Genomic DNA, 25,098 nt, shown 5'->3' on the forward strand with positions numbered 1-25,098 from the left:
GGTCAAAGCATTAATTATATAAAGCACTATGTTATTGGCAAATGTAAAATGCTTTGACCTTAATTACTTATAACTTTTTAGTTAAAGAGAGGAGAAGAGTAATTGGCAAAGAGTGTTATTCAACAGAAGAGTTTTAAATTTGCTTTAGAAATTATTTACCTATATATCAAACTACAAGAGCAACGTGAATATGGCTTTCTAAGCAATTACTACGAAGTAGGACAAGTATTGGCGCGAATGTTGAAGAGGCTAGCGGTGGTCAGAGTAGAAAAGATTTGTTGGCAAAAATGTATATTGTATACAAATAAGCTAGGGAAATCAAATACTGGCTACGTCTACTCCAACAGTCCAAACTAGTAAATATTGATTTAACTAATGAACTAATCTATGCAGACGAAATCATTCGGATTTTGAGTTCAATAGTCAAGACAACTGAAAAATCAATTGGTCGATCAATTCCTAACTCCCAACTCCCTAATTATGATTACAGATAACGAAATTCGCGAACAAGGGTACATCTACTTTCTAGCTGAAGCCCCAGAATTAGTCCAAATTATTGAACAAGAACTATTTAGCTTGTCGGAAGATTATAGCATTGCTAAAATTCACAATCTAATGCGAGCCACTCATACACTTAAAGGTGGTGCGGCTAACGTTGGGCTAGAATTAATTAAGACGATCGCCCATTTTTTAGAAGATGTATTTAAGGCTTTATACAATCCAAAAGTGGTAGTTGATGCAGAATTACAAACACTTCTATTACAAGCTTATGAGTGTTTGAGTATAGCATTAAATACTGAATTAATAGGTAGCACTGTTAATGATGAAGAACTGCTTCACCGAGCGACTTCAGTGTTCGCGCAGTTGCAAGAAAAGCTGGGTGATGCATTTGGTGCTGAATCTCATATTCCCACTTCTGAAGAATTGGGGTTTGATATTGTGCAATCTGTTTTTGAAGTAGGAGTAGAACAACGTCTAAATAGTATTGCTGATGTTATTAACAATCCGCCAAACAATGATGAATTTATCGAGTTTTTAAACTCTCAAGCTGAAGTATTTCTTGGCTTGGCAGAATCTCTAAATTTACCTGGATTGGGAGAAATTTCCCAAACGATTCTCTCAGCGCTGCAAGCAAATCCCAGTCAGGTAAAGCAAATTGCAGAAATTGCCCTTGCAGATTTACAACAATCAAAAAAATTAGTATTAGAAGGCGATCGCACATCTGGTGGAGAAGTTTCTTCAGATTTGCGAAAACTCACAATAGTGGCAAATAATGAATCTGAAGAATTACAAAATGATTCATTTGCCAGCACATTTATCTTTAACGAAGAACAGTTTTATCAGTTTCTTACTATATCTGATAACAATAAAAACGAATCGGTAAAACCAACAACTGCCAAGTTTTATTTAAAAGTAATTCGCTACATTTTTGGCTGGTTTAATCACCAGATGCAAATACCAGAGTCAGAACTCAGTTTGACTTTACTCGTTCCCCGATTAGAAAGAAAAAGTCTGCTTAATTATATCAACAACTGGCTGCAAGACTTTCTTAGTTTTGTTCAAGACGAAGAAGATAGTCAAAGTCTTTGTATTTATCGGCGTGGGATCATCTTAATTATCCTATTTGCAGTTGCAAAGTTTCAATATTATTTGAAACCATCTGATAGTTACCTCTCAGGAATTAAAACATTACAAAACCAAATTCACAAATTAGCAAAAGAATATAAAATTTACACTCCTGTTACTAGCAAAGAGAAAAATTGGCTTGATAGTCCCAAGTTACAAAAACTGTTAGTGATTCAAGAGATTGTATCTTCTCAATCAACTGATAACTTACTAGAAGCAATATGGGGTGAAGAAGCTAGACAAAACCTTGCTGTTGAAGTCGTGACAACCCAGATTGATAATTATTTAGAAAAGCTGAATTCATTAACTGTTAGTGAACAGGTAGTTGTAGACGTTTCGGAAACAGCTATTGAAGTCATCGCTGATATAGCTACACAAATCAATAAAGAAATAGAAGATAAATCACAGTATGTTCAAACTAAAAACTTTCGCCAGCCTTCATTTATTCGGGTAGATACAGAGAGACTGCAACAGCTCAATTATCTAGCAGGAGAATTACTGATTTACCAAAAACGGCGTAGTTTACAAGATCAACAAGTCAAAGAAATAATTGAACAACTCGTACAGCAAATCACTAGACACCAAACAACTTTAAATGATTTACGCGATCTACCTTTACAAATACAAAATATTAACTCACAACAAACGCAAAGTTTTGCATTGGATTTTGACTCTTTAGAAATGGATGTATATACAGAATTTCACATGACATTGCATGAAGCAATAGAAGAGACACTGCAACTACAAGAAACCACAGAGTCTCTTGACTTGCTTCTGACACAAGCTATGCAAATTAGTGATAAGCAAGAGAATTTAACTCTTAATATTATAGATAGCTTAGTCGAAGCACGAATGGCACCTTTGGGTAATATTCTGAATCGTTTCCCCCACATGGTAAATAAGTTGGGGAATGTTCATGCCAAACTTGTAGAATTGAAACTTACTGGTAGTGAAGTACTGGTAGATAAAGCGATCGCAGAAAAACTCTACGATCCCTTGTTACACTTAGTGCGTAATGCTTTTGACCACGGTATAGAAGCTCCGCAAGTTCGCCGAGAGTTTGGTAAACCAGAAGAAGGTTTAATCGAAATCTGCGCTTATCATCAGGGTAGCCAAACTGTTATCGAAGTTCGAGATGATGGTCAGGGATTGAATCTAGATAGAATTCGCAGAAAAGCTGCTGAACTTTATCCCATACAAACTGAAGAACAAACTAGAAGCTCTGCTTTCAATCTGGCGGAACCTGAACTTTTAGATTTGATATTTTCCCCTGGATTTACTACTGCTACTAAAGTAAGTGAAATTTCTGGGCGCGGTATGGGTTTAGATATTGTGCGTACTCAGATGCACGCACTCAACGGCTCGATTTCAGTTCAATCCTTACCCAACCAAGGAACAATATTTATACTCAAAATTCCTTTTTCTATGACTACAGAAAAGTTAATGCTGGTTCAAGCCAAAGGTGTTGTTTATGGTCTGATGTTGGACAGTATCGAAAAAATATTGATTCCCTCTGACCAGCAGATTAAAGAAATTGAAGGAAAAAAAGTCTTGCATTGGAATATAGACAATGATGAGACTATGGTCAACCTTCGTCAACTTTCAAAGTTGATTAATTATAATGATTCATTGTTTAATAGTGCTGTTCCATACAACACATCAAATACTCACGACCCAAGCATAGCGAAAAATCCGGTGCTTTTGCTCCAGCGAAATCAGGGAAAAGTTGCTTTAGAAGTTGACCAAATAATTGGTGAACAAGAACTGGTAATCAGACCTTTAGGAAATGCGATCGCACCGCCAAAATACATTTATGGTTGTAGTAGTTTAGCTAATGGTAATCTCATCTTAGTAATTGATGCTTTGTTACTGGTAAAATCTAGCGAAATCCAACAAACAACACTTGATATCAGGGTGCTACCAGTAGCTTCTTCGTCAAATAAAAAAACCTTGCAGATATCAGGGCATACTTTTTCATCTACACCATTACTTGCGGCATCGACTTCCACAACAACTATCGAAACCCAACCCAGTTATTCTCAAGAGCCAGATTATAAATCACCAAAGGTTGTTTTAGTAGTAGATGATGCAATTAGTCTCCGACAAACTCTCTCTCTGACTCTCCAAAAATCTGGCTATCAAGTCATACAAGCTCAAAATGGTATAGAAGCTCTAGAAAAGTTGCACTTACATCCAGAAATTCAAGTTGTTGTCTCCGATTTAGAGATGCCACGAATGAATGGTTTTGAGTTGTTGAGCAATTTCCGTCAATACACCAACTTAGCAAAAATACCTGTAATGATTCTTACTTCTCGCAGCGCTGAAAAACATCGCCAGCTTGCCCAAGAATTGGGTGCAAAAGCTTACTTGACTAAGCCTTTTTTAGAGCATGAGTTTATCTCTAAAATTAATGAGTTAATTAACAATAATACAGATGATTTAGATAATTTAGTCTCGGTGAAAAATAATTGATAATTTGTAATTACGAATTACGTTAGCGTAGCGTTAGCGAGTCCACGTTCGCGCAGCGTCTCGTAGAGAGCGTCATTACGAATTACGAATTATCAGGTAGATTATTTGGATCTACACCTAGAGAACGTAAATACTCGGCTAATTGTTCAGCCCTTTGCCGTTCTTGTTCAGCCCGCGATCGCTCTTGTTGTGCTTGTTCTGCATCTGTCAAATAACGCTTTTTTTGCTCGTCATACCAACATAAAAATTCCTGTTGTATCCCGCCAATTACAGCTTGGTGTCGCCCTATACCTAAACCCACCTCTGGCATTAAATAGGGTTCACCTATTTGTAATTGGTAGTTTCCATCGATCAACTTATACACTTCAAAGGGTTGATGTTGGTCGCGTCGCCAAAACTCAGGGTTATAAATTACGTAGTACAATACACCGAGTTTTCTATATATATCTAGCTTTTCGTCGTATTCACCTCCTGGGGTATGGGATACCATTTCTAATGTGAATATTGGAACTATCCCATTTTCTTCCCAAACCGCGTAACTTTTGCGTGATTTACCACCCTTTTTCCGTTCTACTCCCAGGCTTAAAAAAGCATCTGGGACTACAGGTACTCTGGGATTTACTCCTGTGGTGTGATAAACTCCCATATCTACTCCGAAGTACCAATCCATACGATTTGCCCAAATGGAGTTGAGTAAGAAGAGTAAAATGTTGGGCAAAAAGTTTTGGTCTTCGTTATCCACTGGGGTATCGTCTGAACAGGGAAGTTCGTCAGTAGTTGGTAACGCATTTTTGAGATCGGGTGAGAGCATAACCGTTGTCTCGCTGGCGTTTGATGCCTTTATTATAAATGAGTGACCCAAAGTTTAGCCTTTGGGTGTACCTTCCCCAAACTTAATTAAAAGTGCGATCGCAATACTAACAAGCAAAATTAACGTCATACTCAAGGCTGAACCAAATCCCCAATTTTGGGTTGCTCCAAGAAACTGATTATAAACTAACCGCGCCGCCGTCATACTAGAGGCACCACCGAGTAATTCTGGATCGACAAAATCCCCTATACCTGTGATGAATACAAGCATGGAAGCAGCTGCAATTCCCGGAAAAATTTGCGGTACGGTTACTTGGAAAAAAGTTTCCACCGGATTTGCACCTAAATCAGCCGCGGCTTCTAGCAACCGCTTATCTAGCTTTTCGAGAGAAGCATATAAAATCAAAACCATATAGGGTAATAAGCTATAACTCATGCCAATTAATACAGCTTGACTATTGTTGAGTAATTCCCAAGTAGGCAAGCCTAAATTGCTGAATAAGCTATTCAATAGACCAGTAGGACGAAGAATTGTAATCCAAGCATAAGAACGGAGTAACGAAGAAGTCCACAAAGGTAGAACAAATGCTAATAGCAGCAAATTTCGCCAACGCTGCGGCGCTATCTGAGCAATCCAATAGGCGACGGGAAAGCCCAAAATTAAACAAATTATCGTAGTGCCAAAGGCAAAAAATAGCGATCGGCCAATTACTTGTACATAAAGGGAGTCAAATATTCGGATGTAGTTTTTGAATCCGTTGGGATTGACCAAATCTCCCGGTCGGATGTCTGCAACTAAACTTAACTCGAAAATTATCAAAGTTGGCAGCACCAACAAAAGTAATAACCAAATCCCAGATGGTGCAAGCAATACCAAGGGTTGCAGCCAATTTCTAATGGGGTGCTGCAATTCTTCTATTTTAGAAATCTCATTTTTTTCCAAATTAATCACTCCTAACTCCTAACTATTTTAACTGCTAGTTAATTGAGTCCAATAACGATCGTAAACCTCTTCAAATTCTCCTACAGGTGTAACACGTTCACAATTTTTTAATAGTGTCTCTGGGGGAAACAAATTAGTGTTGTTTTGGATTGTTTTTGGCAATTGCTCAAATCCGGCGTTATTCGGCGTAGAAATATTTAGGCGTTGAGTGATTTTGGCTGCTATTTCTGGTTGCAAAATCATGTTAATCCAAGCATAAGCTCCAGCTTGGTTGGGGGCTGTTTTGGGAATTACAATAGTGTCTGTCCATAATGAAGAACCACTGCGAGGAATCACATATTTGAGTTTAGGATTTTCTTGAGAGATTTTGACTGCATCTGCTGAATAACACATTGCCAGTAGTAAATCTCCGGCCAGAATTTGATTTTGCCAAGCGTCGGTGTCAAAACGTGCGATCGCAGGTTTTAGCATCTTCAATTTTTCATAAGCTTGTTTGATTTCTTGTTCATTTTTTGAGTTGTAAGAATAACCGAGCATTCGTAAGGTTGCACCCATCACTTCTCGAACATCATTGAGCAAGGTCATTCGCTGATTAAGTTGCTCTTGATTTTGCCAAAGGTAATCCCAGTCTTGTGGTGCATCTTTGATTTTTTCGGAATTGTAAAGTAAACCTGTCGTCCCCCAGTTAAAAGGGATACTGTAGCGGTTATTGGGGTCATAACTAGGATCTTGAAACCGGGGAAATAAATTCTCTAGACCGATTAAGCGATCGTGATTTATTTCTGTTAACAAGCCTTTGTCTACCATCTTTTGCACCATATAATCAGATGGGTTGATGATGCTGTAAGTGCCACCGCCTCCAGCTTGCAATTTAGCCAGCATAACATCATTGGAATCATACACATCTGCTAGCACTTTCATGCCAGTTTGGGCGCTAAAAGTTTTCAGTAATTGGTTGTCAGTATATTGTGTCCAAGTAAAGATATAAAGTTGGTCACGCTGACTATTTGTATTAGAATTAGCGCGTACTTGAGCCAGCCTCCAGCCACAACCAGCTAAAGATAAGCTAGAAAGCGCTGCCACCCCTGTTAAAAATTGGCGTCTGTTAGTCATTAAGTTAATAGTTAATCATCTTTTGTATTGTTGTCGATTAATTCTAAATATGCCTTTAATTGGAGTGCCCATAGGTAGTTTAAAGATTACCTTAAGTGTATCTACTTATGCAACTGTTAATAAGTTACTGCTGCCAGCTAGTTTTAGGCACGCTTTTTCATCAAATTTAAGTATAAAAATTAACAAAACGATCGTCAAATTATCAAGGAAACTCAGTGTGGCAAGCTAAACTGCACTTCTGTACTAGCAAAAATCACCGAGTTTGTCCTTACCTTACCAGTTAAAACTGTGACAGGAGTTTTGGATTCATAACTGTAAGGAGGAATCATCCAAATGTCTCATTGGCAAAACTTTCGCTCCCAGTTTCAGAGAGTTCGATATTATCTGATTTTTCTGGCTAACCTGTGGTTGCTAAATCCTCAAAATTTAAAATCCTGGATCGACGGGTTCGCTATATATCTGGGAACACTATATCTGGAAGTGTTAAAAATTTAGTAGTATGGTTAGTACGAGAGTCCATATTCCCGGATATAAGGTTAGCGAAGAACTCTACAATGGTTCTAGAACCATCGTTTATCGAGGGTATCGAGAGACTGACTCATTACCTGTAGTGATTAAACTGCTGAAAAATTCTTATCCGAGTTTCAGCGAACTCTTGTCGTTTCGTAATCAGTACACCATAGCTAAAAATCTTAACTCACCTCTCATCATCCAAACCTATAACCTAGAACCGTATCAAAATGGTTATGCGTTAGTAATGGAAGATTTTGGGGGGATTTCTCTCAAGGATTGGGGATTAAGGAGTGGGGAGTGGAAGGTTGGGCGAAACTTAGAATCTTTAATGGAGTTTTTAGAAATAGCGATCGCACTGTGCAACACCTTAGATATATTGTATCGCGATCGGATTATTCATAAAGATATCAAACCCGCCAATGTTTTAATTAATCCAGAAACCAAACAAGTTAAATTAATTGACTTTAGTATTGCATCCCTACTACCACGGGAAACTCAAACACTGATGAATCCCAATGTCTTGGAAGGGACACTTGGTTATATTTCTCCTGAACAAACAGGAAGAATGAATCGGGGGATTGACTACCGGACTGATTTCTATTCCTTAGGTGTCACTTTTTACGAACTACTGACGGGTGAGTTACCCTTCCATTCAAACGACGCGATGGAGTTGGTACATTGTCATCTAGCAAAACTTCCAACAATGTTAGGCGATAGAGAAGAGATTCCTCAAGTTCTCTGTGACATCGTAATGAAATTGATGGCAAAAAATGCTGAAGACCGCTATCAGAGTGCATTGGGACTGAAATTTGATTTAGAAACTTGTTTATCTCAACTCCAAGAAACTGGTGAAATTAAGCATTTCCCAATTGCTCAACGGGATGTGTGCGATCGCTTTATTATTCCTGATAAACTTTATGGACGAGAAACAGAACTAGAAACTCTCCTGCAAGCATTTGAGCGCGTTAGTACAGGTGCGACAGAAATGATGCTGGTGGCTGGTTTTTCGGGTATCGGTAAAACCGTTGTAGTTAACGAAGTTCATAAACCAATCGTCAAAAAGCGCGGTTATTTTATCAAAGGGAAATATGACCAATTTCAACGAAATATTCCCTTTAGTGCTTTTGTGCAAGCCTTCCGCGATTTAATGGGGCAATTGTTAACCGAAAGCGATGCTCAAATCCAGGAATTTAAAACCAATATCTTAGCGGCTGTAGGTGAGAATGGACAGGTAATTATTGAAGTCATCCCCGAATTAGAAAGAATTATTGGTCAGCAACCACCTGTTACAGAATTATCAGGAACTGCTGCTCAAAATCGGTTTAATTTATTATTTCAGAAATTTACCCAAGTCTTTACCAGTGAAAAACATCCATTAGTGATGTTTTTAGATGATTTACAATGGGCAGATTCAGCATCGTTGATGTTAATACAGTTATTAATGGCTGATACAAAACATCTTTTTGTAATTGGTGCTTATCGTGATAACGAAGTCAATTCAGCACATCCACTAATGTTGACTTTGAATGATATCCAAAAAACAGCAGCCACAATTAATACGATTACTTTAGCGCCTCTGAGTCAATCGCAAGTGAATCAACTAGTGGCTGACACACTTAAATCTACAAAAGATTCGGCATTAACTGTTTCTCAACTGGTATTTCAAAAAACTCAAGGTAATCCGTTTTTTGCCATACAGTTTCTTAAGGCATTACACCAAGATGGATTAATTGAATTTAACTTTGAATCAGGGTCTTGGCAATGTGATATCACCCAAATAAATCAGCAAGCGGTGACAGATGATGTTGTCAAATTCATGGTATTTCAATTACAAAGACTACCTCAATCAACTCAAAATGTATTGCAGCTAGCCGCTTGTATTGGCAATCAATTTGATTTAGCAACTTTGGCGATTGTTTGGGAGTCCTCAGAAATTGAAACAGCTGCTAGTTTATGGAAAGCTTTACAAGAAGGGTTGATTTTACCAATTAGTGATGTTTATAAATTTTATCAGGGAGAAAATCACGAGCAATTGGCGCTGTCAACAGGGAATACCAATAAACAATTAGCCAAATATAAATTTTTACATGACAGAGTACAACAAGCTGCCTATTCTCTAATTCCTGATAACCAAAAACAAGCAACTCATCTCAAAATTGGTCAATTACTTCTACAAAATTTCTCTCAAATAGAACAAGAAGAAAAACTGTTTGATATTGTTGGACATTTGAATTTAGGACAAGAGTTGATCGCCCAATCATACGAGCGAGAAGCCTTGGCTCGACTTAATTTAGCCGCAGGATATAAAGCGAAAAATTCTACTGCTTATGCTGCGGCTAGAGCCTATTTACAAACTGGGATTGAGCTACTTACAATCAACTGCTGGCAAGATCAATATGAATTGACCCTGAGTTTCTATGTCGCCGCCACCGAAGCCGCCTACTTAAATGCTGACTTTGATGGCATGGAACAAATAGCAGTACAGGTGTTGCAATCAGCCCAGACGATTTTAGACAAAGTTAAAATTTACGAAATTCAAATTGCTGCCCAGACAGCCCAGAGCAGACTATTAGAAGCGATCGCAGTTGGCAGAGATGCTTTAAAGCAATTGGGGGTTGAACTACCCATTGAGCCAAACAATGCTGAGATTGGTAAAGCTTTACAAGTCCTTGCTAGTCAACTCGCAGGCAAACGAATTGAGGAACTAGCTGACTTACCAGTGATGACCGATCCCCAAGCACAGGCAGCCATGCAACTGTTAGGAATGTTGTTTGCACCCGTTTTCCAAGGAATGCCGGGTTTATTGCCCCTGATTAGCTGCACAATGGTCAGCCTATCGCTTCAGTTTGGGAATACACCCGCCTCCACTGTGGGGTATGCACTTCATGGAATGGTGCTGTGTGCCTTTTTGGGAGAAGTTGAAGCGGGCTACGGCTTTGGGCAATTGGCATTGAATTTGCTAGATCGGTTCAATGTGCGGGAATTCAAATCCACAATTTCCATGTTGTTTGGTGGCTTTATTCAACATCACCAAGAAGCTCTCTCGACAACGATACCGTTGCTGAAAGCTGGTTTTACCTCTGGTATGGAAACTGGCGATTTTTTACACGCTGGCTATAACGTATGTTGTTACAGCTATGCGGTCTTTTGGAGTGGCGCTGAACTCAGCAATTTGGAATTAGATATCGCAAGTTACAACGCCGCCTTAACTCAGGCGAAGCAACATTCTGCCCAGACTTATGTAAGTATTATGCGGCAGGCGGCACAGAACTTCAGAGAAACCCGAATTCAGCCCGATTGTTTGAGCGGCAGTATCTACGATGAAATAGTGATGATTCCCAAGCATCATCAGGCTAATGAACTCACGGTGATGGCTGAGTTGTATATCTACAAACTGTTGCTTGCCTATTCTTTTGGTGATTACAAAGCTGCGATCGCTTATATTGAGGAAGGGGAAAAGTATTTACTCGCCGTATCAGGATTGATTTTTATTTCGATTTTCCATTTCTATGCAGCCCTGACATACCTAGCCCGATTTTCCACCCAGCCAGAAATTGAACTTTCCGTAATTCTCGCCCAGGTAGAAATCCATCAAACCACTCTGTACCGTTGTGCGCAAAATGCTCCCACAAATCATTTGCATAAATGGCATTTAGTTGAGGCTGAAAAACAACGAGTGTTGGGCAATAAAACAGAAGCACTTGAAAATTACGATCACGCCATAACTCTAGCTAAAGCTAACGGCTACATCCAAGAAGAAGCACTTAGCAATAAACTAGTAGCCAAATTTTATCTCGATTGGGGTAAAGAAAGAGTTGCCCAAGCATATATGCAAGAAGCGTACTACTGTTACGCTCGTTGGGGTGCAAAAGCCAAAATAGAAGACTTAGAAAAACGCTATCCCCAACTACTCCAATCAATTCTGCAACAGCAACGAATCAACTTCAATACCTTAGAAACTATTAGCTTTCGTGGCACTTCCTCATCTACTCGCACTTCTACCACTGGCAGCACTAGTATTTCCCAGACATTAGATTTTACCTCTGTCCTCAAAGCCGCTCAAGCTATCTCCAGTCCTCTGGAATTAGATCAACTCATTGTCAGCTTGAGCCAAATTATTCTAGAAAACTCTGGCGCCAAAAAAGCTGTACTAATTCTTCCCCAAGATAATACTTGGCAAGTTAGGGCAATTACCTTTATCAATCATGGAGCAAATTCCCAGATTGAGATCCAAACTATTTTTAAACCACAACCAATCGACAATTGTCAAGAGATTCCCGCAAAAATCATCAATTACGTCAAAAATACTCAACAAACAGTTGTTATAGACAATTGCAAAACAGATATTATTGGGTTGATTGGGGAATATATGCACCGAACACAACCCCAAAGTGTATTATGTACCCCGATTATTAATCAAGGGCGTTTGGTAGGGATTCTTTACCTAGAAAATAAACTGACGCAAGGGGTATTTACTAGCGATCGCCTTTCTATTATAAATTTCCTCTGCACTCAAGCTGCGATTTCTTTGGAAAATGCCCAATTATATAATCATCTCCAGGAGCGAGGAAAGTTCCTAAACAGTATTTACGAAGGTGTTGGTTGTCTGATATTTGTGACTGATATCCGTGATCATGGTAGGTTTGAGTACACAGGATGGAGTAAATCTTGCGAATTAGCGGTTGGTATACCTGCTTCTCAAGTGCTGGGTAAAACTCCGCAAGAAATAATGGCTCCTGACGAAGGTGCAGCAGTCGAGCAAAAATATTTGCATTGTTTTCAGACCGGAATACCCGTCACCTATGAAGAATGTCTAACATTTAATCACCAGAAAATTTGGTGGTTAACCACACTCAGTCCATTAAAAGATGAAACGGGCAAAGTTTATCGCGTAGTTGGGACAACTATTAATATTAGCGATCGCAAACAAGCTGAATCAGCGGTGACAGAAAAATCTCAAGCGCTCAGAACAGCTTTAGAAGATTTACAACAAGCCCAATTACAAATTGTTCAAAGTGAGAAAATGTCTGCACTGGGTAATTTAGTTGCTGGGGTAGCCCATGAAATGAATAATCCTTTGGGCTTTATTGCTGCAAGTCTCAAACAAGCTAAACCCACTATTGCTGATGTTGTGCAACACTTGAGATTTTATCAAGAAAGTTTACCTAATCCGGGTGCTGAAATTATTGGCCATGCAGAAGAAATTGACTTAGATTATAGTTTAGAAGATTTACCCAAGGCAATAGATTCAATGGTGATGGCGTGCGATCGCCTGAAAAATATCAGTACTAGTTTAAGAACTTTCTCCCGTGCTGATAAAGATTACAAAGTGCCATTTAAAATTCATGAAGGGATTGAAAGTACAATTTTAATTCTTAAACATCGCCTCAAAGCCAATGAGCTACGTCCAGCAATTGAAGTAATAACCGATTATGACAGTTTGCCTCAAGTTGAATGTTTTCCTGGACAATTAAACCAGGTGTTTATGAATATCTTAGCTAATGCCATTGATGCCTTAGATGAGTCGAATGCTGGGCGAAGTTTTGCAGAAATCCAAGAAAACCCTAACAAGATTACAATTCAAACCTCATTGAAAGACGATCGGGTTACAATAACGATTGCTGATAATGCTAATGGCATGAATGAAGCAGTCAAGCAAAAGATATTTGACCATTTGTTTACGACGAAATCTGTGGGAAAAGGAACGGGTTTAGGATTAGCGATCGCCCGTCAAATTGTTGTGGAAAAACACGGGGGTTCAATACACTGCAACTCGTCCCCAGGAAAAGGTACAGAGTTTGCGATCGCAATTCCAGTGCGGCAATAAACAGTGCTAAGTAGACCAACTTTAGCTAAGAAGATTTTGTCACCCTACTTGCTCATGGGCACGTAGCATTCACGTAGGAAAGGCGTCTTAGCGGTTCGTTGAAGAAGAATTCTGTTCGATAAATTAAGCTTTTGAGCCATTTTTGCGTAAGTCCTGAGTCAGGCAGGACTCGCTCAACCTTAGCTATCCGCAAACAGCACTAATTAAAGTAAATGGGAGTTGAATATGTCTACTAACAAAATCAATGAAGAAATATTGCTTTTACGTCAGCAAAATTCCCAATTAATGCAACAACTAGAAGCATTGCAAGACCTTTATTCAACTACGCTGGTAGCCGAAAAACATCAAATTTGGGAATCAATTACTGATGAAGTCCCACAGGATTTACAACTGATAGAATTACAATCGAAGTTGGCAGATAATTCTACCTTTGTAGAATCAGCAAATAAAATTCGCGGACGGCATCACCAAGCGGCGGCAACTGCTTTGGCTGAGAGTGAAGCTAAGTATCGCCAACTCGTAGAAAATATCAGCGACCTAATTTTTTCTATGTCATTGCAAGGTCTTTTTACTTATGTCTCACCACAATATAAAAATGTTTTAGGATGGGAACCTTCAGACCTACTTGGTCAACCCTTTGCTCCATTGCTTCATCCTGATGATTTCCCTCTAGCCCAAAGAAAAATCCAAGAAATGGTGGAAACCAAGGGGCAGCAGATCGCAATAGAATTTCGCCACCGAAAAAAGGATGGAAGTTGGTGCTGGATGAGGTCAGTGGCTTCGCCAATTTTCGACTCAGGCGGTGAAATTATTGGTCTTCATGGCGCTATTAGTGATATCAGTAGTCGCAAACAAGCTGAAGAATTAATCAAAGCCTCGCAAGCAGAATTACTTGCGTTGTTCAATGCTATGCAGGATGTAATTCTTGTCTTAGATGCCGAAGGAAGATACCTAAAAATCGCTCCTAGTAGTGCGCCCTTACTCTACCAACCTCCTGCGGAACTGCTGGGCAGAAAAATACATGAGGTTTTACCCTCTGCTTGTGCGGACTATTTTCTCAACTCTATTCAACAAGCACTCTTAACTCAAAAAACTGTGAAGGTAGAATATAGCTTGCCTATAGGCAACCGAGAGGTTTGGTTTGAGGCGAATATTGCCAGCATGGACGAAAACACCGTTGTTTGTGTCGCCAGGGATATCAGTGAACGCAAACAGATGGAAGACCAACTGCGACAACAAACGGAAAATTTAGCACAAACTCTTCAAGAACTCAGACAAACTCAAGCACAAATGATTCAAGCAGAAAAAATGTCTAGTTTGGGTCAACTGGTTGCTGGAGTTGCTCACGAAATCAACAACCCCGTTAATTTTATTCACGGTAATCTCACTTATATTGAGGAATATACTCAAGATCTGTTACGAATAATTCACTATCAGCAGCAATCTGGTGATAAGTTGGAATTTCAGGCTTTGTGTGAGGAAATTGACCTAGAATACATCCAAAAAGATGTACCAAGAATATTGAGTTCGATGAAAGTTGGTACTCAGCGCATCCGTCAGATTGTGCTGTCGTTAAGAACCTTCTCACGCATAGATGAAGCCGAGTTTAAAGCAGTAGATATTCACGAAAGCATCGACAGTACTCTAATGGTATTGCAACATCGCTTCCAAGAAACAACAAAGCTTCCAGCCATTCAAGTCATCAAAGACTACGGCACATTACCTTTAGTGGAATGCTATGGCGGAGAACTCAATCAGGTGTTTATGAATATATTAGCGAATGCCATTGATGCTTTAGAAGAATGGACAATTGAAAATGCACAATTAAGAATAGACAATTTAACATCTGGGTTGTTAACTCCCACGATCGCCATTCGTACATCAGTGATAGATTCAGGTTGGGTAAAAATTGCGATCGCTGATAATGGCATAGGTATGTCAGAACAGATTCAAAAACAAGTTTTTAATCCGTTTTTCACCAACAAGCCTGTAGGTAAGGGAACAGGTATGGGAATGTTTATCAGTTATCAAATCATCACAGAAACACATGGCGGCAAACTGGAATGTCATTCAACACCAGCAGCAGGAACAGAGTTTATAATTACAATTCCAATTCAGCATTGACCGAACAAGGAAAAAAGAAACAAAATAAATAATGGTTGCCAGCCTCTAAATTCATTTATCAGAATTATCTGCTTACTTTTTAACCACAAAGTTGTACTAGTACAGCGGGCGCAGAAATAAACATACGATTCAAATGGTGCAAGAAGCTCGGAATAAAATTATGCGTGACTTTTAACCGTGCCAATTTTAGATTTTAGATTTTAGATTTTAGAAAAGTTGCGGTTCATGCCCCGCAAGAAAGTGGGCGGAACAAATCGTCAATCCAAAATCCAAAATTTAAAATCCAAAATCAGTTGACTTTTGACTTCCGCTTTGCGGTACTGGTTGGCCACCGCTTTCTATGACCATTAACTATTGACTAATAGCTAAACAATCTGTTTCTGCCCACCAGGCATAAATAGGCGTGTCGCGGTCTGGTAAAGTGCCAAAAGTATTAGGTTGCAACACATTAATGCTAATGCCATTTGTTAATTCCATAACATAATTAACGTGTGTGCCCAAATACATCACATTGACAAGCCGTCCTTCAAAGCAGTTAGCTGGCAAATTAGGTGGATAAAGCGAAAGCTGTATTTTTTCTGGACGCACACTCACTACTACAGCTTGTGATAATTCAGTTGGTGTATCTTCAGCGCGGCTAATAACAATTGATAGCCCCATTTTTGTGGAAATTTTAATATTAGAGGAGTCTACCGCGACGATTTCACCACTGAATAAATTAGTATCACCAATAAAATCAGCCACAAAGGATGTACAAGGACGTTCGTAAATTTGGCTGGGAGTGCCAACTTGTTCAATTTTGCCTTGATTCATCACGGCAATGCGATCGCTCAAAGACAATGCTTCTTCTTGGTCGTGTGTCACCATCACAAAGGTTAACCCCAAGTCTTTGTGTAAATTTGATAACTCAACCTGCATTTCCTTACGTAGTTTTAAATCTAACGCCCCTAAAGGTTCATCCAGTAGGACGACGGTGGGATGGTTGACTAAAGCCCTTGCTAAAGCTACTCGCTGCTGTTGACCACCAGAAAGTTGATTGGGAAAGCGCGATCGCAAACTTTCCATTTTCACGAGTTTTAAAGCTTCTTGGACTCTAGCTTCAATTTTCGATTTGGGTATTTTTTTTAACCGCAGTCCAAAGGCGATGTTATTCCAGACATTCAGGTGGTTAAATAGAGCGTAACTTTGAAATACAGTATTGACGGGTCGGCGGTAAGGGGGCACATTAGTCATGGACTGACCCTGAATAAACACCTTACCAGCGTCAGCAATTTCAAACCCAGCAATTAAGCGCAGTGTTGTTGTTTTACCACAACCGGAGGGGCCTAAAATACTAAAAAATTCTCCTTGTCTGACATCCAAATCAATTCCATTTACTGCTGGTTCTTGGTTAAAAAACTTGAACACGTTACGCAGTTCAACATCAAGTGGCTGAAAACTTGTTATCCCCCTCTGATTGTGCATGACAGTTTGAGCCATAATCCTCAGTAGAATGCCGCGATATTACGTTATTTTGTCAATTGCTCTAGTCTTTTGGGCAGACTATACTTGACACTTTGGTTTATTGTATCCGCCAAAAACAATTGTTCAAGAATATACTTGCCCGATTCTTTCATACCCAGTAAGTGGAATATAACTCATAGTAGTTTTATATACCAAATTTATTACTGGATATTCTGTGATTAAGTTAACACACCTTAAAATTGCATATTAGCAATTGCTAAAAGGCTGGCTAGAATTGCGTTTATTCATTTTGAATTGATACTTATGTCTTTATTCCCATCACTTGGCAGCAAAAAAGATACACGTACAGTTGGACGTGGTTTCCAATCAATATTTTTAATCGTATTTACCCTATTAATGACCAGTGGGATTGAGGCTCGTTTAGCCTATTTGCAAATTGTTGAAGGTCCAAAACTCCGGGAACGAGCCGAAGCGAACCGAATTCGGATGATTCTCAAACAACCAGAACGAGGCAATATTTTTGACCGGAATGGCAAACTTTTAGCCAGTACTCGCTATCCTAGCTCAGTATATTTGTGGCCGATGGCACATACTAAGCCTTCCTGGTCAGTAGTCGGCCCGCGTCTAGCGCAAATTCTTAACATTCCCCAAGATGAGATGGAAAAGAAATTAGAACAAGCAGGGGCTAATTCTTCTTCACTCATCCGGGTTGCTCGCGATTTAAATGAAGCAGAAATTACGGCATTAAAGGAGTATAAAAATGAACTCCCAGAAGTGGAAATCAATACAGATTCTGTACGTTATTATCCTCACGGTAAGCAATTAGCCCACGTACTAGGTTATACACGGGAGTTGACCGCCGACCAGTTAAATGGCAAGAAGGAGTTAGGCTATCGACTGGGAGATGTCATCGGTCAGATGGGCGTGGAAAAGGCCTATGAGAAAGCTCTACGGGGCGAATGGGGCGGTCAGCAAGTGGAAGTGGATGGTGCAGGTAGACCAATCCGGGTTATAGGGGAGAAACAGGCAAAAGCTGGTAATGATTTGCACCTAACCATAGATTTGGATGTGCAAAAGGCGGCCGAAAATGCTTTGGGAAATCATCGAGGTGCGATCGCAGCACTCGATCCAAACAATGGTGCTGTTTTAGCGTTGGTATCTTACCCCACCTTTGACCCAAATATCTTTTCCAAACAAAAACTCTCTCAAAAAGATTGGGAAAGTGTCCAAGGTAAAGATCATCCCTTGGTGAATCGCGCTCTGAGTGCCTTTCCGCCTGCCAGTACTTTTAAAGTTGTGACTACGACAGCTGGACTGGAATCAGGTGAATTTTCTCCTGACTCAATACTACAAACCTTTGGTTCCCTTACCGTGGGTGGGGTGACATTTGGTGAGTGGAACCACGCCGGATTCGGGCCATTGGGATTTCCCAGAGCGATCGCTATGAGTAGTGATACTTTCTTCTATCAAGTTGGCAGAAAAGTCGGTGGCCCAACTTTAATTAAATGGAGTCGCAAATACGGGTTTGGTCAAAGAACTGGTATTGAATTTCGTGATGAAGAATCAGTAGGCTTGGTTCCAGATGAAACATGGAAGCGAAAAGTTTTGAAAACGCCTTGGACTGTTGGTGACACTATTAATATGTCAATTGGTCAAGGTGCTTTGCAAGTGACACCTCTGCAATCGGCGATTATGTTTTCTGTCCCTGCGAATGGTGGATATCGAGTTCAGCCGCATTTGCTTAAAGATAACGAAGAAGCAAAAAGTTGGCGAGAATCCTTAAATATGAAAGCGACAACTATCAAAGTTCTTCGCGATGGACTGCGGAAGGTAGTGAGTGAAGGCACTGGTAAGCGCTTGGACGTGCCGACAATTGCCCCAGCCTCCGGGAAGAGTGGCACAGCTGAAGCTGGTGTTGGTCGCCCAAATCATACTTGGTTTGGTGCTTATGCGCCCAGTAATAAGCCAGAAATTGTGGTTGTGGCCTTTGGGGAAAATACTGGCGAACATGGCGGTACTATTTGCGGTCCGATGGTTTTACAAGTACTAGAAGCTTATTTTCAGCACAAGTATCCAGGTAAGTATCAAAAACCTCAGCCTGACCCATCAGAAGCTAAAACTCAAAGTTCAGGACATAGCACTGGAGACTAATACCGCAAGGCAAAAGTCAAAATTCAAACAGGTATACAGCGTAAGAGTTTCTAGTCTATCCCATTAGTTTTGATGGGTGAAAAAGTTCGTATTAAGGACTTTAGTCCTGGATTTTTAAGCACTGAAGTGCTTACTACAAACTCATCAAAATTAATGCGATAGACCAGTAGTGTGCAAAGTTTAAAATTCAAAAAGCCTTTGGGCGATGCAATAGAAGAGATGAGCTTATGGTATCAATTGAAAACAATTAATTACTGCCAATTAGTTTGCCCTTAAATACCTGCTAAGAATTTAGCAGAGTTATTTACAGATAATCTTAATTTTGAAATCCTCTTTGCCTTATGACTTTCCTGAAACCATCTCCACTTGGCGGACAAAAAAATACACGTACTGTTGGACAAAGTTTCCAGCCGATATTTTTAATTATATTTACTCTATTGATGCTGACAGGAATCAGCATTCGTTTGGCATATTTGCAAATTACTGAAGGAGCAAGCCACCGAAAACGAGCCGAGTCAAATCGGATTCGGATGATCCCCAAACAACCAGAACGAGGCAATATCTTTGACCGCAACGGCAAACTTTTAGCCAGTACTCGCTATCCTCGCTCAGTATATTTGTGGCCGATGGCACATACTAAGCCAGCGTGGTCATTAGTGGGAGCGCGTCTATCTCAAATTCTCGACGTTCCCCAAGAAGAGATGGAAAAGAAACTAGAAGAGGCAGGTGCTAACTCTTCTTCACTTATCCGAATTGCTCGTGACTTGAACGAAGCGCAAATCACAGCATTGAAAGAGTATCAAACTGAACTTAAAGACGTAGAAATCCATACAGAAGCCGTTCGTTACTACCCCCACGCCAAGGAATTAGCTCATGTATTAGGTTATACGCGAGAACTGACCGGCGGTCAGTTAAAAGAAAAGAAGCAGGAAGGCTACAGATTGGGTGATGTAATTGGTCAAATGGGAGTTGAAAAAGCTTATGAGAAAACTCTGCGGGGCGAATGGGGCGGTCAGCAGGTAGAAGTGGATGGTGCTGGTCGCCCGCTCCGGGTTTTGGGTGAGAAACAAGCGAAAGCTGGTAACGATTTGCACTTGACCATAGATTTAAATATGCAAAAGGCAGCAGAAAAAGCTTTAGGCGATCGCGACGGTGCGATCGTGGCACTCGATCCAAAGAACGGTGCTGTTTTAGCAATGGTATCTCATCCTACCTTTGACCCAAATATTTTCTCGAAACAGAAACTCACCCAAAAAGATTGGGAATTTGTCCAAGGTGCCGATCATCCCTTGGTGAATCGCGCCCTCAGCGCCTTTCCACCTGCTAGCACCTTCAAAATTGTTACCACCACAGCCGGTCTAGAATCAGGTAAATTTTCTCCTAGCACAGTTCTGCAAACCTACGGTTCTTTGAGTTTTGGCGGCACCCGATTTGGTGAATGGAATCACGCCGGATTCGGGCCATTGGGTTTTGTCGGAGCATTACAGTGGAGTAGTGATACCTTCTTCTATCAAATTGGTCGCGGAGTCGGCGGCCCAACTTTAATTGAGTGGACTCGCAAGTATGGATTTGGTAAAAGAACTGGTTTTGAGTTTGGCAACGAAGAGGCAAAAGGTTTAGTACCAGATGAGACATGGAAGCAGAAAACTTGGAAGATACCTTGGACTGTAGGCGACAGCATTAATATGTCAATTGGTCAAGGTGCTTTACAAACAACACCTTTACAAGTCGCCATCATGTTTGCTGTGCCTGCTAATGGTGGCTATCGAATCCAGCCGCATTTGCTTAAAGACAATGAAGAAGCAAAAAGCTGGCGAGCATCTTTAAATATGAAGCCGACAACCATAAGTGTTCTTCGTCAGGGACTACGGAAAGTAGTAGCTGAAGGTACGGGTAAAGCTTTGAAGCAGCCAACAGTTCCCTCAGTGGCTGGTAAGAGTGGCACTGCTGAAGCGTGGAAAGCCCGTGTTAAGCAAAATCACGCTTGGTTTGGAGCTTATGCACCTGCTGAACAGCCAGAAGTTGTGATTGTGGCATTTGCTGAACATTCCGGTGGTGGTGGTGGCAGCATTGCTGCGCCCATGATCTTACAAATTATGGAGGAATACTTTCAGCGCAAGTATCCAGATAAGTATCAAAAACCAGCGCCTGAAAATCCAGGAAATAGCAAACGAAATTAAGCGTGGGAAAAGGGTAAGAGGACAAGGGGAAAGACTAAATCACCTTGTCTTCCTGCTCCAATACTTTTCGGTTAAGGGGGAAAGGGAAAGGGTTTGAATTTACCTCTACCTTTGCAATCTAGATAAAATATCTCGACCAGATGCGATCGCTAAGAAAATTGCTGAATACTACTGTCCAGCCCTTACAGAACTAGTGCTTCAGCCTCAATTAGCAAAGAGAGAGTAAGGAGAGCGGGATAAAATCAATTGCTCCTGACTCCTGTCTGCTGTCTTTTATGGCGATATCTTAGCGGGTTTCAAGTTTCTGGCTTTGTAGAACATTTCTAAACTATTGCGATCGCCTACAAAACGCCAGTGCCACGGCTCATAACTCACACCTTGAGCATTATCTTTGGGAAATGACATTTCAAAGCCAAAACGCGCTGCATTAGCTTGCAGCCACCGATAAGCTTTGGTATTGTCAAAGTTAGTTTGAAGATTAGTTGCTGGTACTGCTCCGTCTCCAACATCCACAGCATAACCTGTGTGATGTTCGCTATGACCAGGAGGAGCGCTGAGGGCGGCTCGTTCTGCTGGCGTTTGATTTCGCTGGGCACCGACAGCAAAAAACAACTGCTCTTGGTCTTTGACTGAGCGAAAGGCAGAAATTGGTACTAAAATTACACCTGCACTCCGGGCTGTTGCTACCATCTCCTCAAACTTTTGGGCAGCAGCTTTTCGCATTCTAATGCCCCTATTTGCGGAGATGGTTGCTAGTTCTGACTCAGGGGCTTCTGGGTATGGAAAATGCCCTAATACAGTATCGCTGGAATTATTAGATGCTGTCGGATTTGGAGTTGTAGGAGTAGAAGTGGCTGGTAAAGGTTGAGAATCGACGGTTTTTTTGGGTGCAGTGACGAAAAACAAAAAACCGCTAATTAAAGCCAGCAGAACAAATGCCATTACTCCCCCAATCAGCAAAATTCGGGTTTGCAACCAAATTTTAGGTGTTGCATCAGGGGTATCGCGTACAGCCACTGGAATATCATCACCAAAATCGTTCGATGAGTTTTGCGGTTTTCCAGAAAACCCTGCCTTATTCAAGGGTAAACTCCTGTTTTTGTGAAATAGCCATAACAGATTTTGCACTGGACAAAAGTAAACGTAACAGGTAGCATTTTACATCTGTGGTTCTTGGGCGCAATCTTGACAAACCTTTTAGAACTATACGTCAAGCTGGGAGGATTAGTCCTGGTAGGTTTTATTCTGGGACGCAAACTACCTGTGACAGTTCCTACACGTTTAGGACTGTTTCTTTTTTGGGTGGGAGTACCCATAAGCATAGTATCGTTTTTGCGTCAATCTAGTTTATCAGGGCAAATTTGGATTGCACCTGCGATCGCTTACTTAGCCATTTTACTAGGAGCATTTTTAGCTTGGTTAGCCATTAAAGGACAAGCCTATTTTAGAAAGACTGTCCCCCAACCACCAACTCAGGCTAGCTTGATATTAGCCGCAATGTTGGGTAATACTGGTTATCTTGGTTTTCCCATTACCTTAGCAATGGTAGGCAAGGAATACTTTGCTTGGGCGCTATTTTACGATTTGTTAGGTTCATTCCCAGGAACTTACGGCTTGGGTGTGTTGCTAGCAGCGCGTTTTGGCGTTGGTGTCCAGAATCATTGGCAGACTGCTAAGACCATCTTAATTAATCCTGCCTTATGGAGTTTCGGATTTGGCTTGCTGGTTCGAGAAGCGACAATTCCCACAGTAGTAGAATTCTACTTGGAAAAATTTGCTTGGTGTAGTGTAGCTTTATCTCTAGTGTTAATCGGAATGCGACTAGGGCTGCTTAAATCTTGGGGTAGCCTACCACAAGCAGGAATCAGCTTGGGAATCAAAATGTTGCTAGTTCCCTTGATATTGGGCAGCATATTACCGCTGTTTGGATTAACTGGTTCTACAGCAAAGGTAATTGTCTTACAAATGGCTATGCCTCCAGCTTTCGGTACACTGGTAATTGCTGAGACATTCAATCTGGATCGCGATTTAGCAGTTACTGCCTTAGCTGCTGGGGTTATACTATTGCTGCTTACTCTTCCTGTTTGGCTGTGGCTATTTTGATTATAGATTTATGGATTGTGACACATCTGAGTTAAACTTCCACTGGATGCTGCCCATAATATGGTAACGCCTCTGACCAATTAGGGAATTTGCCCTCTTGCCAATCGAGATTAGCTAGTTCCAAAATACTTGTCACTGTCGCTGCTAGACCAGATTGAGCTTGAATCAACTGATAATTAGTGTTCCAATTCGTTAAAGTTTCCTGCCATGCTTCTGGTGTAAACACTCTATCTGACAAACACACTTTTAGTTTAGAAGTATCTGGCTCAAACTGATAAATAGCAGCAAAAATTTGACCTCTTTGGGCTGGCATTTCCACAGCAAAAGTTTTTAAATTTTGACTTTTGCCTGCTTCTGCCCAAGCTACCGCAGCCAAAGTTGAAATCGCAAATACAGGGATATCTAACTGTTGCCCTAAAGTCCGAGCAGTAACAACACCAATTCGAGTTCCGGTAAAACCGCCGGGGCCTTTTGCAACTGCTATAAAGGACAAATCTGCCCAAGTTTGCGGTTTGATAAATTCAATTAAATATTGATGCACCAAGCTAGATAAATCACGCCCCAAATTCCAAATTTGAGAGCGAGTTTCACCATCAAAATTACTAATTACCAAACCTAATTCTGGTGTGGTAGTATGTAGTGCCAAAGCGTATTTATTTATTGCAATGTCTTTTAGTTTCGTTGTCAAAATTATTTAAAATATCTATTTTTATAGAGTTAACGCGATTTATTTAAGCATATAACATAGCGGTTCTTAATTGAAAAACTACTGAGTAATAATCAGTCAAACAGTCTTGTTACAAGGTTTGTGAGAGCCAATGCTGTTGACTTTCTAATAGCGATCGCGGCTAGGATGGGGGATTTGGATTACCGCCTTGCTGTCTCAATAGATAGTCCAAAACTCGGTCAATTCGCTCCAAGGCAGCACCCGTAGTCAGTTGAAACTCCTGAAACTGAGATTTTTGTTCCTCAAAGTTACGATCAAGCTTTAGCATAAGTGCTTCTAATCGCTCAGTTCGTGCCTTTGTTTCCTCTATTTCACTGCCTGCCTTTGTAAATAGACGTTGTGTGTGAGTGATAAAACTATCAACCTTATCAGAAACTTGGTCAACCTTTTCCCCTATCTGGTCAACACGTGCCCCTAATTGATCAAGGTGAGATTGGGTGCGGTCTTGTTTTATGGTCAACTCATCAAGGTGAGATTGGGTGCGGTCTTGTTTTATAGTCAACTCATCAAGCCGTCTGTTCGCTGATTCTGCGTAGCTAGCAGTAGAAACTAGCAATCGCTTAACAGTTTCGAGTTCATCTTCTACATGGTCTAATCGCTGTGCGTTGGTCATGCTGTTTTTGCTTGGCTGGCTTCTTTATCTTCTGCGATCGCTGATAGACAAAATCTCATTACAGCAGAAATCATGTATTTTGACCATATCGGTTGTAGGGGCGCAAGGCCTTGCGCCCCTACCGCGTAGTCTGTTTACCTGAAAATAGCTGTAAGATACACCAATCATTTCTATCAAGTGGGCACTAATTCACCAGGACGCAATTTTGACCACTTACCTGTTTCCCGCTTAAAGCTCAGACAACCAACAACATCCCATTCCATTTCAATTACATCATCTTTAGTCCGAATGTTGACATTGATAGAAGGTTCATTGGGATCAAAATCAGGTGTTTCAGTCAAGTGAGGCTGTTGGTGCTGCCCTTCTACGGCATGATAGGTAACACAGCTGTCTACATAGTGGCAATTCACGCAAATACACATAATAGAACCA

Annotated in this window: 15 protein-coding genes; 7 read left to right on the plus strand and 8 right to left on the minus strand. The window is 40.6% G+C overall.

Annotated features, from left to right (window positions below; genetic code table 11):
* Window positions 1–227: 227 nt before the first annotated feature.
* Together HWQ42_RS31390 and HWQ42_RS31395 are read left to right on the plus strand one after the other, a co-directional pair.
* On the plus strand, window positions 228–308 hold the full coding sequence (locus tag HWQ42_RS31390; protein ID WP_292819169.1) for a hypothetical protein: 81 nt from the start codon (window positions 228–230) through the stop codon (window positions 306–308).
* Window positions 309–480: 172 nt separating this feature from the next.
* Complete coding sequence (locus HWQ42_RS31395) at window positions 481–4,098, plus strand: hybrid sensor histidine kinase/response regulator (RefSeq protein WP_292819172.1); 3,618 nt, start codon at window positions 481–483, stop codon at window positions 4,096–4,098.
* A gap of 82 nt (window positions 4,099–4,180) precedes the next feature.
* Here the strand turns inward: HWQ42_RS31395 and HWQ42_RS31400 are convergent, their stop codons facing one another.
* Genes HWQ42_RS31400 through HWQ42_RS31410 form a run of 3 tightly spaced genes read right to left on the minus strand, consistent with a single transcriptional unit; the run spans window position 4,181 to window position 6,964 of the window.
* On the minus strand, window positions 4,181–4,909 hold the full coding sequence (locus tag HWQ42_RS31400) for a Uma2 family endonuclease (protein ID WP_292818990.1): 729 nt from the start codon (window positions 4,907–4,909) through the stop codon (window positions 4,181–4,183).
* Between the two features lie 54 nt (window positions 4,910–4,963).
* Window positions 4,964–5,857 carry an ABC transporter permease gene (locus HWQ42_RS31405; protein ID WP_292819175.1) on the minus strand — a complete coding sequence of 298 codons (894 nt, stop codon included), beginning with the start codon at window positions 5,855–5,857 and terminating at the stop codon, window positions 4,964–4,966.
* A gap of 21 nt (window positions 5,858–5,878) precedes the next feature.
* Window positions 5,879–6,964, minus strand: a complete 1,086-nt coding sequence (locus HWQ42_RS31410) for a spermidine/putrescine ABC transporter substrate-binding protein (protein ID WP_292818992.1) — start codon at window positions 6,962–6,964, stop codon at window positions 5,879–5,881.
* Window positions 6,965–7,463: 499 nt separating this feature from the next.
* On the opposite strand from HWQ42_RS31410, the gene HWQ42_RS31415 reads away from it, so the two are divergent.
* Both HWQ42_RS31415 and HWQ42_RS31420 read left to right on the plus strand, forming a co-directional pair.
* Entirely contained in the window at window positions 7,464–13,304 is a 5,841-nt protein-coding gene (locus HWQ42_RS31415) for an AAA family ATPase (protein ID WP_292818995.1), read from the plus strand.
* A 225-nt stretch (window positions 13,305–13,529) separates the two neighbouring features.
* Entirely contained in the window at window positions 13,530–15,428 is a 1,899-nt protein-coding gene (locus tag HWQ42_RS31420) for a PAS domain S-box protein (RefSeq protein WP_292818998.1), read from the plus strand.
* A gap of 351 nt (window positions 15,429–15,779) precedes the next feature.
* Here HWQ42_RS31420 and HWQ42_RS31425 read toward each other — a convergent pair whose 3' ends face one another.
* Window positions 15,780–16,907 (minus strand): ABC transporter ATP-binding protein, encoded by a 1,128-nt coding sequence (locus HWQ42_RS31425; RefSeq protein ID WP_292819001.1) that lies wholly within the window; start codon window positions 16,905–16,907, stop codon window positions 15,780–15,782.
* Window positions 16,908–17,195: 288 nt separating this feature from the next.
* On the opposite strand from HWQ42_RS31425, the gene mrdA (HWQ42_RS31430) reads away from it, so the two are divergent.
* Window positions 17,196–19,043, plus strand: a complete 1,848-nt coding sequence (mrdA, locus tag HWQ42_RS31430) for a penicillin-binding protein 2 (protein WP_292819004.1) — start codon at window positions 17,196–17,198, stop codon at window positions 19,041–19,043.
* A 341-nt stretch (window positions 19,044–19,384) separates the two neighbouring features.
* On the plus strand, window positions 19,385–21,223 hold the full coding sequence (mrdA, locus tag HWQ42_RS31435; protein ID WP_292819007.1) for a penicillin-binding protein 2: 1,839 nt from the start codon (window positions 19,385–19,387) through the stop codon (window positions 21,221–21,223).
* A gap of 273 nt (window positions 21,224–21,496) precedes the next feature.
* Here mrdA (HWQ42_RS31435) and HWQ42_RS31440 read toward each other — a convergent pair whose 3' ends face one another.
* Window positions 21,497–22,306, minus strand: a complete 810-nt coding sequence (locus HWQ42_RS31440; protein WP_292819010.1) for a D-alanyl-D-alanine carboxypeptidase family protein — start codon at window positions 22,304–22,306, stop codon at window positions 21,497–21,499.
* Between the two features lie 102 nt (window positions 22,307–22,408).
* Here HWQ42_RS31440 and HWQ42_RS31445 point away from each other — a divergent pair, with 102 nt between their 5' ends.
* Window positions 22,409–23,326, plus strand: a complete 918-nt coding sequence (locus tag HWQ42_RS31445) for an AEC family transporter (protein WP_292819013.1) — start codon at window positions 22,409–22,411, stop codon at window positions 23,324–23,326.
* 31 nt (window positions 23,327–23,357) lie between these two features.
* Here HWQ42_RS31445 and tsaB read toward each other — a convergent pair whose 3' ends face one another.
* From tsaB to HWQ42_RS31460, 3 genes are all read right to left on the minus strand, one after another.
* Window positions 23,358–24,014, minus strand: coding sequence for a tRNA (adenosine(37)-N6)-threonylcarbamoyltransferase complex dimerization subunit type 1 TsaB (gene tsaB / locus HWQ42_RS31450; RefSeq protein ID WP_292819016.1), 657 nt, complete (start codon window positions 24,012–24,014; stop codon window positions 23,358–23,360).
* 160 nt (window positions 24,015–24,174) lie between these two features.
* The gene (locus HWQ42_RS31455; RefSeq protein ID WP_292819019.1) at window positions 24,175–24,666 is read right to left on the minus strand and encodes a 6-aminohexanoate hydrolase; all 492 of its coding nucleotides are present in this window, start codon (window positions 24,664–24,666) and stop codon (window positions 24,175–24,177) included.
* Window positions 24,667–24,839: 173 nt separating this feature from the next.
* Entirely contained in the window at window positions 24,840–25,088 is a 249-nt protein-coding gene (locus HWQ42_RS31460; RefSeq protein WP_251960287.1) for a Ycf34 family protein, read from the minus strand.
* Window positions 25,089–25,098 lie beyond the last annotated feature (10 nt).

It is taken from the genome of Nostoc sp. JL23 (assembly GCF_017115065.1).
Lineage (GTDB): Bacteria > Cyanobacteriota > Cyanobacteriia > Cyanobacteriales > Nostocaceae > Nostoc > Nostoc punctiforme_A.